General features: G+C 38.6%; 10 protein-coding genes. 3 read left to right on the top strand and 7 right to left on the bottom strand.

The annotated features are described in order from the left end of the window. Positions 1-192: 192 nt before the first annotated feature. From ACFI4Z_RS17365 to ACFI4Z_RS17355, 3 genes are read left to right on the top strand one after another with little or no spacing between them, the layout of a single operon-like run. Complete coding sequence (locus ACFI4Z_RS17365) at positions 193-1839, top strand: response regulator (RefSeq protein ID WP_462671645.1); 1647 nt, start codon at positions 193-195, stop codon at positions 1837-1839. 53 nt (positions 1840-1892) lie between these two features. After that, a complete protein-coding gene (locus ACFI4Z_RS17360) occupies positions 1893-3248 on the top strand; it encodes an extracellular solute-binding protein (protein ID WP_462671644.1) in 1356 nt (451 codons plus the stop codon). Positions 3249-3259: 11 nt separating this feature from the next. Beyond that, positions 3260-5218: an ATP-binding protein gene (locus ACFI4Z_RS17355; protein WP_462671643.1), complete on the top strand. Its 1959-nt coding sequence runs from the start codon at positions 3260-3262 to the stop codon at positions 5216-5218. Positions 5219-5225: 7 nt separating this feature from the next. Here ACFI4Z_RS17355 and msrB read toward each other — a convergent pair whose 3' ends face one another. From msrB to zipA, 7 genes are all read right to left on the bottom strand, one after another. Next, a complete protein-coding gene (msrB, locus tag ACFI4Z_RS17350; RefSeq protein ID WP_462671642.1) occupies positions 5226-5666 on the bottom strand; it encodes a peptide-methionine (R)-S-oxide reductase MsrB in 441 nt (146 codons plus the stop codon). 8 nt (positions 5667-5674) lie between these two features. Beyond that, a complete protein-coding gene (locus ACFI4Z_RS17345) occupies positions 5675-6184 on the bottom strand; it encodes a peptide-methionine (S)-S-oxide reductase (RefSeq protein WP_462671641.1) in 510 nt (169 codons plus the stop codon). A gap of 87 nt (positions 6185-6271) precedes the next feature. Further along, positions 6272-6712, bottom strand: a complete 441-nt coding sequence (locus ACFI4Z_RS17340) for a hypothetical protein (protein WP_462671640.1) — start codon at positions 6710-6712, stop codon at positions 6272-6274. 5 nt (positions 6713-6717) lie between these two features. Continuing rightward, on the bottom strand, positions 6718-7212 hold the full coding sequence (locus ACFI4Z_RS17335) for a DUF2919 domain-containing protein (RefSeq protein ID WP_462671639.1): 495 nt from the start codon (positions 7210-7212) through the stop codon (positions 6718-6720). Beyond that, positions 7212-7556 (bottom strand): DUF3392 family protein, encoded by a 345-nt coding sequence (locus tag ACFI4Z_RS17330; RefSeq protein ID WP_462671638.1) that lies wholly within the window; start codon positions 7554-7556, stop codon positions 7212-7214. The genes ACFI4Z_RS17335 and ACFI4Z_RS17330 overlap by 1 nt, the downstream gene beginning before the upstream one ends. Then, complete coding sequence (gene ligA / locus ACFI4Z_RS17325; RefSeq protein WP_462671637.1) at positions 7549-9570, bottom strand: NAD-dependent DNA ligase LigA; 2022 nt, start codon at positions 9568-9570, stop codon at positions 7549-7551. Before ligA ends, ACFI4Z_RS17330 begins: the two co-directional genes overlap by 8 nt. A 91-nt stretch (positions 9571-9661) precedes the next feature. Continuing rightward, on the bottom strand, positions 9662-10399 hold the full coding sequence (gene zipA, locus ACFI4Z_RS17320) for a cell division protein ZipA (protein ID WP_462671636.1): 738 nt from the start codon (positions 10397-10399) through the stop codon (positions 9662-9664). Positions 10400-10436: the final 37 nt, after the last annotated feature.

Genomic DNA, 10436 nt, shown 5'->3' with positions numbered 1-10436 from the left:
ACTTAAGTGTTATGTCATTGGATATACTTCTCTGCAACCTCCTATGCACTATCTTTTTTCTTTTTCCAATCAAGTTATTTTTAATTATCAATTAAATAAAGATCTATTTACTGTGATTAAATATTAAATTGCCTTGTAAGCGGCTAGACTGTTTATTATAGTCAAAGGTACATTCATATGGTCCGAAGCTTAATGTCGAAAAAGACTTTTCCTAATGCAAAAATACTAATAGTTGAAGAGCAACCGCTTGCTCAAAGCTACATGAAACAATCGCTTGAAAAGTTAGGCTTTCGGCAATTGCACTTTGCTGAGCATGCAAATGCAGCAAAAGAGCTTTGTCTTACTGAACAATTTGAACTTATTGTATGCTCTTTTAATTTAAGCAAACATCAAGATGGCTACCAATTGTATGAAGAGCTCAGAGTTAAACAATTAATCAAAAACTCCACTGGATTCATTTTCATTTCAGCTGAAACAACCGGCTCATTAGTTCACAGCGTGCTTGAACTCCAACCTGATGATTTTTTGGTTAAACCATTTTCCATTAGTGATTTAAAAATACGTATCGAAAAAATATTGCTACGTAAAAGTAACTTACAGAAAATATATAATTTGATTGATGATGGTAATGATTCAAAAGCATTAAAAAACATCAATGCATCATTAATGAGTAAACAAAACACGTACAGCGCAATTTTATTACGCCTTAAAGGTGATGTACTACTTAGGCTAAAGCGCCATGAAGAAGCCAAAACATTTTTTAAATCAGCACTAAATATTCAAAAGTTCACATGGGCTAAAGTTGGTTTAGTTGAAGCCTTAATTGCAAATAATGAGCATATCCTTGCCCAGCGTATGCTTAAAACAATGCTAACTCAGAACGAAACACGTTTAGTAGCATTAAACTTACTTGGCTCTTTAGAAGTTAAGCTAAATCAATTTGAGTCTGCACAAGAGTTTTTAAGTGAAGCAGCAGATATTGCCCCACTTAATTTAAAACGCCAAAAATCTTTAAGTAACGTTGCAATGCTGAACCATGACTACGAAAAAAACTACACAACACATAAAGACATCGCTCAATACGCTAAGTATTCGATTCATGACCATCCTGATATATATTTAAATGCAGCGCGTGCTGGAATTGATTTTGCGCTTACAACAGATCAAAGCGATCAAATACAACGCATTTCACGCCAAACAAATAAATATTTGAGCGACTTAAAAAATCAATTTCCAAATAGTCATAATCAAACTCAGATTGATGTTTTAAACGCTCGCTTACACTACCTTAAAGATGAGCACCAAAAAGCTAAAAAGCTAATTGAACAACTTGATGATGATGAAAACCAAATTCGCTCAATTGATGGTGCGCTTGATAAAGCAAAAGCGTTTCACGAATTAGGTTTTCATGTCAAAGCACAAAACCTATTTAATCAAATCATTGATCATTGCGAGCGTCACCCAAATATAAGTGACCCCGTTTACTTGCGTTATATTCAACAGCAACAAGTTGAACGCAGAGACATAAAAATGGGACCAAAAGAACTCAATAATCATGCTGTCACTCAATTTAATAAAGGCCAATTAAATGCGGCGCTTGAGGCATTTAGTCAAGCGTTTAGAATCATGCCTCGCAATGCGAGTATTGCACTAAACCTACTGCAGTGCCTATTTGACGATAATAAAAAAAATGGGCAATCATTTAATTTAATTACCGCAAAAAAGTGCTATACACTATTATCAACTGCATCTTTGGATGCTGAGCAACAACAACGCTTTAATAAGATTGTTAATAATGCACAAGAGATGGGATTAAAATTAACTGATAAAGATAGTTAATTAATGACAATATAAACATTCCATAATTTAAACAACATATTAGGGGAAATACATTGAAACGCCGTTTTAATTTACTCTATCTATTGCTTGCATGTTGTACTTTGACCAACCCCTTTCAACTCGTACAAAGTAAAACGTCGTTAACCAACTGGCAAAAAGCACATATTGATTGGCGCCGATATGAAGGCACTCATATTAATGTTCTTGCAGATGAGCAACCTGCATTTATGGCGTTAAAGCCATACTTACCTATATTTGAAAAGCTAACAGGGATTTCTGTTGGATTCCATGCATTAGAACAGTCCAAAATGCGCCATCGCAGAGCGATTGACCTTAGTAAAGGGCTGGGGTTATATGATGTGATACCAATGGGCGTTACCTTTTTAGGACAAGCCCATGCAAATAATTATTTAGAGCCACTTGCTAGTTTTTTAAACAACCCACTATTGACCGATCAAAGCTGGTATAAAATGACAGATATAAGCCCGAATAGCCTATCTTTATGCCAAATAGACGGTACACTTCTATCTCTACCCTTTGATTTCTCTGCGCCAATATATTTTTACCGAAAAGACTTATTTGATAAATTCAATATTGATGTTCCGGACACCTATGAAGCATTATTAACAACCAAGGTGACTCTTCAGCAGGCGCTCGATAAACACCCTGAATATAGCGATGTACGTGCATTTGCATCAAGAACTATGCCTGGGGCTGGTTTAAATACATGGACTGTTTTACCAGTCATGCGCTCTTATGGTGCACAGATAGTTACTGACGAAGTTAGAGCAACCAGTAACTCACAAAGCGCTTATAACGCTATTGAAGTTTATCGTGATTTAGTTACAGGCTACGGCAACCCTGCAAATAGTCGTACATTGCACTTTTATCAAATACGTAAGCTGTTTAAAGAAGGCAAACTTGCGTCGGCTTTTATTGCGTCACATTTTTATAATGAAATAGACACCAAAAATGAATCTATTGTTTGGGACAAATGGGAGGCAGCCCCACTGCCTAAAGGACCTTTTTCAAGAGAAACCTCTCCGTGGGCTTGGGCCCTGGCAATAAACGCACACTCGCAAAACAAATCAGCTGCTTGGTTGTTTATACAGTGGGCTACAAGTGCTCAAACTGCCATGTTGTTGAGTACTGGTGGGTCACCTCCACGTATGCAAATTTGGCAGGAGCAGTTATTTAACTTAGTAAATAAACCGGGGTTCAATAATACGATGTTGTGGGTGTTTGAAAATGCGACCCCCAGCTATATACAGTCGGGCATTACGTTATTCCCTGAAATTGGTGAAATAATTTCTCATGCATACAGTCAAATTTTTTATGGTGCGGATATTCAAAACACGTTAGATAGCAGTAATAAAAAAATTGATTCCCTACTAAACAAAAAAGAATAAATTTTACGCCTATGTACTTAACAATCGCTCATAAAATCTTATTGATAATTGGCTTTACCATCACGCTCGTTTTAGGTGTTAGTACGGGTTTGCATGTCATTGAGTTAAAAAATCAAACATTATTAAATATGAGCGAAAAAGCCTCAGCTATCGTGACACCTATGCTTGTTGAAATAGATAAGCTAACAACTGATAGTAATGAGGATAGTTGGGTGCTTAAGATTCAAGCTATCGCATTAACTGATTTAATCACACAAAATAACTTTAACAATTTAACAAATATATATTTTGTTGATAACAAAGCGCAAATTGTCGCGCATATAGATAGAGAACAACTGTCTAAAGTCATTACTGATAATGCCCTCTTACAAGCCATTGAGAAGAACCAACAAAATATACTAAGTAAAGACGGTCATTATGATGTTGTGATCCCTGTTAACAACCATAACAAAAATAAAATTGGCTCTGTAATTGTCAGCTTTGCGGGTGATGATTTAGCAGAAAAAATAAAGCTCATCATAACCAATGCTATCTCATTATTTGCCATTTATTTATCCACCGCACTAATAATAGCTTATATAATAATTCGCAAAATTATCTTGCAACCTATCGATAAACTCGTTGAGTTCTCGCACGCTATTACAACAGGTGAGTTAGACCACCCTATTCACATTAACAGCCAAGATGAAATTGGTACTTTGGCAAGTGGGTTTAAAATGATGCGAGCCGCCGTAAGAGAGCAAATCAATAACATGCATGAGCAACAATCGGTGCTTGAAGAAATAGTAACAACACGTACCCAAGAGTACTTAGCTGCAAAAGAACAGGCGGAGTACTCTAATCAGGCTAAAAGTGTATTCTTGGCCAATATGTCGCATGAACTTCGTACCCCTTTAAATGCGGTGCTTGGATTTAGTCAGCTTTTACAAGATAGAGAAATTGATGTAACCAAATTACGTTATTTAGAGGCTATTACTGTTTCAGGTAATTCGCTGTTGAATATCCTCAACGATATTTTGGATATCTCTAAAATTGATGCGGGTAAAATGCACCTAGAACTTGATCATGTAGAACTAAGTTCAATGAGTAATGAGCTTTCTATGATGTTTATGCAACAATGCGCACAAAAAGACTTAGGGCTAACTATTACATGTACAGCTAATGCCAAAAAAGCCCTTCTGCTTGACGGCAACAAACTTCGCCAAGTTATGATTAACTTACTAAGTAATGCTATAAAATTTACCCAACAAGGTTATGTACGGGCAATTTTTGATGCTAACGTAAATAATACCGGCGATCATGTTAGTTTAATTATAAAAGTGATTGATTCAGGAAAAGGCATTGCCAAAGATCAACAACAAAATATCTTTAATGCATTTGAGCAAGCGCAAGGTCAAAAAAGTGATGAATACGGTGGCACCGGTTTAGGGCTTACTATATCACTTAAGTTTATTAAGCTTATGGGCGGCACTCTTAATGTAATTAGTGAGCCCAATAAAGGCAGCGAGTTTACTATTGAAATTCCTGATGTTGCTTACGCGCAACATGAGGCAATCGCAACCCAAAATAACTTTCCAGCAATCGCGAGCTATAGGTTTGGCCCAAATAAAATATTAATTGTTGATGATATTGCTTACAACCGTGATTTTTTAGTGTCGTTTTTATCTCGTTGGCCATTTCAAATTGAAGAAGCTGAAAATGGCAAAGTTGCTTTAGAAAAAATAACTCAATGTCCGCCTGATCTCATCATCATGGATATGAAAATGCCGGTTATGGGGGGGCTTGAGGCTACTAGAGCCTTACGTGAAAATGAACAATATAAACATATTCCTATCATTGCAGTAACCGCTTCAGCACTGAAAAATGAACAACTTGAATTTACTCAATTAACCGATTACTGCATTACAAAGCCTATTTGTCGGGAGCATTTAATTTTTACTATTGCTCAACTAATAACGCCTCCCGACTAAACACTATTTAAAGTTTTTTAAGTGATAAAGCATTAACACAATAGCGTAAACCACCAGGCATTGGGCCATCTGGAAATACATGCCCTAAATGCGCATCACATACATTGCATACAGCTTCAATTCGCTGCATGCCATGACTATTGTCACTAATGTAGGCAATTGAGTTTGTTTTTGCAGGTTGTGTAAATGATGGCCAGCCAGTGCCACTATCAAATTTTTCATCCCCTTCAAATAGCACATTATCGCAGCATACACAGGCATACTCACCAGGCTCAAATAAAGTACAGCTGTCTGAGCTATGTGGCCGCTCAGTTCCTTTGTTACGTGTAACATAAAAGGCTTCATCGCTTAGTTGAGCACGCCACTGAGTATCAGTCTTCTCAACTTTTCGACTTGGCTCGGGGTTACCTTTACTAGCAAAATTTAAAATATCATTCCAATTTAACATCGTTAACCTCATAAAATTAGATGAGAAAGTTTATTACGGTCTACATTATCACGATAATGCGCTAATAATTTTGATAATTTAGGATTTATCCGCATTTCACAAAAAGGCCTATGTGGATTACTATAATAATAATCTTGGTACTTTGCGGGGGAATGTTTAAACTCACCTGCCGCAAGCACTTGAACAATCAAGGGTTTGCTGTAGTCATCCTGTTTAGCATGAATGGCAACATTTGCCTGTAGAGCTTGCTGCTCACTGTATGTGTAAACTGCCGAACGGTACTTATGACGCATACTATGCACCTCAGTAGCACTGTGGGTATCAATATGGATAGCAATTAAATCTGTTAAACTTAAAACCTCAGAATCAAATGTGACCCTGACCGCTTCGCTAAAATTGCTAGTGGTATCAGCTATTTTAAACCAGCCTTGTTCAACTCGCACAACGCCTATCAAGGAAGCAAAAATAGCTTCGGTACACCAATGGCAACTTCCACCCAACCCCACTGTTTGCCGCATGGGAATGCCCCTAAAAAGTCGATTTACTATTTAATAGAGAATAAATAAAGTAGCTCTTTATTATACCGGCCATACTTGCTGTTCATTTCAATATAAGGTAATTGATTGCCATTCTTCTTGGGTAAAAAAACGATGCAAATAATGGTCTAGTTCAGCTTTACTCGCGGGTAAGCTCACAATAAAGTCACTCTCATCATGATTATAAAAACAAATATAATTATCTTTTGTCTCAATACGTTTAATGCTGTCAATTACCAGCCAGTGTGGGCCGCTTTTACTATCAAAAAAACCATTGAGACTGAACACCATTAGATGTTGCGTATCTCGCTTTAAAAACTCACTGGCAGGGTTACGCTTTTTAAAAAGCGATGTAAGTCGGTAGCAGGCTGAGCAGAAGATGAATCCCCACAAAGCAACAACAAAAATAAACCACGGTTGCTGCAATACTGCTGTAAACGTTGCTATTATAGCGAGTAATAAACCAACAATAGCAACCACAAAGGCAATACGTAGATTAATCTTATTCATTGTGCCTACTCTGCTTTTTTTTCAGTAATTGGATCAGGCCAATCATTAAAAAACACTGTCAAATAACGGCTTTTTGCTAAATAAAGTAGTACCCATAGTATGACCACCATTTGTAACGCCAAAAACATCGAAAATTGATAATAACTATGGGCTGCCTGAATAACTAACCAACTTAAGTCAAGTGCGGCACAGGCAAGTAAAGGCCAACGCATAAAACGCCATATTTTCGCTAACCGTACTGCACTTTGTACATTTTTTTGTGGCCTACGCAAGCAAAATATTACCGCTGGTATAATAGCAATAGCGCCAATAGCCAACGCACTAAAAAAATCATGTTTAGAGCGAAAAACCAAAGACATAATATCTAATTCAGGGCGGCGGCTTAATGCCGCAATTATCCAAATAAAATAAGCTCTTAATAACACCAGCAAACTTAGGTGAAACGCAACTGGCGTGCGGTAAGCGCCGTATTTATCCCAATATTCTGGACCATAACGCATTACAATTGGTTCTTCTTATCAGCAATAACACCTAATACAGTAAAAGCACATATAACCATAAGACCTAACCACTGTGTACCAAAAAACAATAACAGTTTACTCAATAGAGGTGTTGCAAATACCACCAGAAAGCCAAAACCAAAACCGGTAACTAAAACAAATACAGCGACTCTGACAAAAAAATGCCGCCTTGCAACAAAGCGTTTAGTTACCTTGATAATGTCATTAGCATACAGAGATACCAAACACACAACCAACAATAAAGCTATGTTATACATGTACGGCTTTAGCCACTGGCCAAAGCTCAATGTTGTACTTTCAAATACAGTAAGTGCGCTATCCATTGTGTTTTGCCAGTAGCGCAATTAAATCATCTTCAGTGAGGATATCAATGCCTAAATCTTGTGCTTTAGTAAGCTTTGAGCCCGCCTTTTCACCCGCAATAAGTGCATCTGTTTTTGCTGAAACACTGCCAGAGACCTTAGCACCTAATGCTTGTAAACGTGCTTTTGCATCGTTACGGTTCAGTTCGTTGAGTGTGCCGGTGAGTACATAGGTTAATCCCACAAGTGGTTGCTCATCAACGCTTACAGGCGCTAACTCTGGCCAATGAATACCTTGTTCAATAAGCGCATTAACCACGTCTGTATTATGTGGTTCTGCAAAGAAACTACTCACATGTTTTGCAACAATTTCGCCTACATCGGACACTTCAACCAAGGCTTCAATACTTGCTTGAGTTACTTTTTCGAGGGTTAAAAAGTGAGTCGCTAAGTTTTGCGCCGTTGCTTCACCCACTTCACGTATACCCAGTGAGTATAAAAATTTAGCTAACGTCGTTTGCTTTGCATCTTCCAAAGCACTAACCAAATTTTTAGCCGACTTAGGCCCCATACGCTCAAGTGATTCAAAATGACCTTGTTTTAAAATAAATAAGTCAGCAGGTGTTTTAACCAGCTCTCTATCGACTAACTGATCAACAATTTTATCGCCCAAGCCATCCACATCGAGTGCTTTACGAGAAGCAAAGTGTTTTATCGCTTGTTTGCGCTGTGCTTGGCAAACAAGGCCTCCCGTGCAACGCGCAACGGCTTCTCCTTCGACCTTTTCAACGTGCGAGTTACAAATAGGACACGCTTTAGGAAAAACAATGTCTTTGGCATCATCAGGTCGGCGTTCAAGTACAACTTGCGTTATTTGCGGAATAACATCACCAGCACGGCGGATAATAACGGTATCGCCCACTTTTACACCTAAGCGCGCAATTTCATCACCATTATGTAATGTCGCATTCGACACTGTAACACCACCGACAAATACCGGTTCAAGTCTCGCAACAGGAGTGATTGCACCGGTACGCCCTACTTGAAACTCAACATCGAGTAGCTGAGTAATTTCTTCTTGAGCAGGGAATTTATAAGCAATTGCCCATCGCGGTGCGCGAGCCACAAAACCTAAACGCTCTTGCATGGCTTTATTATTAAGTTTAATTACCACACCATCAATTTCATATTTCAAGCTGCTTCTACGCTCTAAAATATCTTGATAATAATCAAGCGCAGCTTTTTCACCTTCCACCAGCTTGGTCTCAGGGCAAAGTGGTAGTCCCCAATCAGTAAGCTTAGCCAATTGTTGATAATGATCGCTCGGTAGCTCACCTTCAGTCACAACGCCAATGCTGTAGGCATAAAACATCAGTGGTCGCTTTGCCGTTATTTTTGAATCTAATTGGCGCAAACTTCCAGCAGCAGCATTACGCGGATTAACAAACACTTTTTCGCCGCGCTTTTCAGCCTCAGCATTGAGTTTGTCAAATCCAGCGCTATTCATAAATACTTCACCCCGGATTTCTATTTCACGTGGGTAATCAGTACCGCGTAATTTAAGCGGTACATTACGAATCGTTTTTACGTTTTGAGTAATGTTTTCACCCGTTTGGCCATCTCCTCGAGTGGCGGCCTGAACAAGCACACCATCCCGATACAAAATAGAGACAGCAAGGCCATCTAGTTTTGGCTCGCAACAAAAAGTAAGTTCGCTGTTATCCATTAATCGCTCTTTTACACGGCGGTTAAAAGCGGCAAACTCTTCTTCACTAAAGGCGTTATCAAGTGAAAGCATGGGCACCTGGTGAGCAACTTGTTCAAATTTGGCAAGGGCAGCTCCACCAACTTTTTGCGTTGGAGAGTCAGCGCTAAAATACTCAGGGTTAGCGGTTTCTAACGCACTTAACTCTCGTAACAGGCGATCGTATTCAGCATCTGGAATAGAAGGGGTATCGAGCACATAATAGTTATAGTTATGATCATCTAATTGCTGACGAAGCGCACTAATTTGCGTTAAAACTGGAGTAGACATACTGGCCTCTAAAACATAAAAAAGCCACTTAAACGAGTTATCGCCTAGTGGCTTAAAAAATTCTTAAAAAGTTAATTTATTGAATAAGCTATTAAGCGCTGAAACTTCTCACTTTCTCAACATACTCGCGAACACTGTCAACAGTCATCTCTTCACGTTGAGAATCTAAGATTGTGGCACCAAATTCATCCGCCAATTTCTTTGCAGCACTGTGCAACATATTAAATGCAGCTAATCCGTCACCATCACATGGTAAGGTCATAAATAAGCTTATACCGGCGGTACTAAATTGTTCCATATTATCAATATCAAACGTACCTGGATTATACATATTTACCAAGCGAAAAAGTACAGGGCCAAGTCCCGCAGGGTCTAGGTGGCGATTAAAAAAGCCTTCTTCTGAATATTTAAAGCCAAGGGTATTGATTGCAGGTAATAATTTACTGCCTTCCATAGCCATGCCTTCAGGCATTTGGATGTGAACAATAATAAAATCAGCAGGAGGAGTTTCTTGCTCTTGCTCTGCTTGAGCTTCATCAACTGACTCATCTGAGCTCTGAATATCAGTTTCACTCAATTGCTCAGCTTCATTTACGTCATCAGCTGAAAAACTGAGGTCGCCAAATTGTGGCTCGTCGCGATCTGTTTGGGCTGCTTGTAAAGGCTCAGAATGCTGCTCTACTGATGGCTGCTCAGTTGGTTCAACACGCTCATTCGTCGTAGCCGTGGGTGCCTCTTTTTTACGAACTGACCATAGGCCATGTATTAATAATCCACCAATGACTATTACACTGATAATAATTAAAACCCATCTTAATTGTTCGGCCATCCCCTCACCTTTTATTATTTATTCTATCAAAAATTGT

The organism is Pseudoalteromonas sp. RWi3, assembly GCF_054960735.1.
Note: the sequence above shows the minus strand (reverse complement) of the source record. Positions and strands in the feature narration are given on the sequence as shown.

Bases quoted from the DNA above. Each gene is read 5' to 3' on its own strand.
- ACFI4Z_RS17365 (WP_462671645.1), top strand. From the start codon at position 193: ATGTCGAAAAAGACTTTTCCTAATGCAAAAATACTAATAGTTGAAGAG.
- ACFI4Z_RS17355 (WP_462671643.1), top strand. From the start codon at position 3,260: ATGTACTTAACAATCGCTCATAAAATCTTATTGATAATTGGCTTTACC.
- msrB (WP_462671642.1), bottom strand. From the start codon at position 5,666: ATGTTAAATTGGAATGATATTTTAAATTTTGCTAGTAAAGGTAACCCC.
- ACFI4Z_RS17345 (WP_462671641.1), bottom strand. From the start codon at position 6,184: ATGCGGCAAACAGTGGGGTTGGGTGGAAGTTGCCATTGGTGTACCGAA.
- ACFI4Z_RS17340 (WP_462671640.1), bottom strand. From the start codon at position 6,712: ATGAATAAGATTAATCTACGTATTGCCTTTGTGGTTGCTATTGTTGGT.
- ACFI4Z_RS17335 (WP_462671639.1), bottom strand. From the start codon at position 7,212: ATGCGTTATGGTCCAGAATATTGGGATAAATACGGCGCTTACCGCACG.
- ACFI4Z_RS17330 (WP_462671638.1), bottom strand. From the start codon at position 7,556: ATGGATAGCGCACTTACTGTATTTGAAAGTACAACATTGAGCTTTGGC.
- ligA (WP_462671637.1), bottom strand. From the start codon at position 9,570: ATGTCTACTCCAGTTTTAACGCAAATTAGTGCGCTTCGTCAGCAATTA.
- zipA (WP_462671636.1), bottom strand. From the start codon at position 10,399: ATGGCCGAACAATTAAGATGGGTTTTAATTATTATCAGTGTAATAGTC.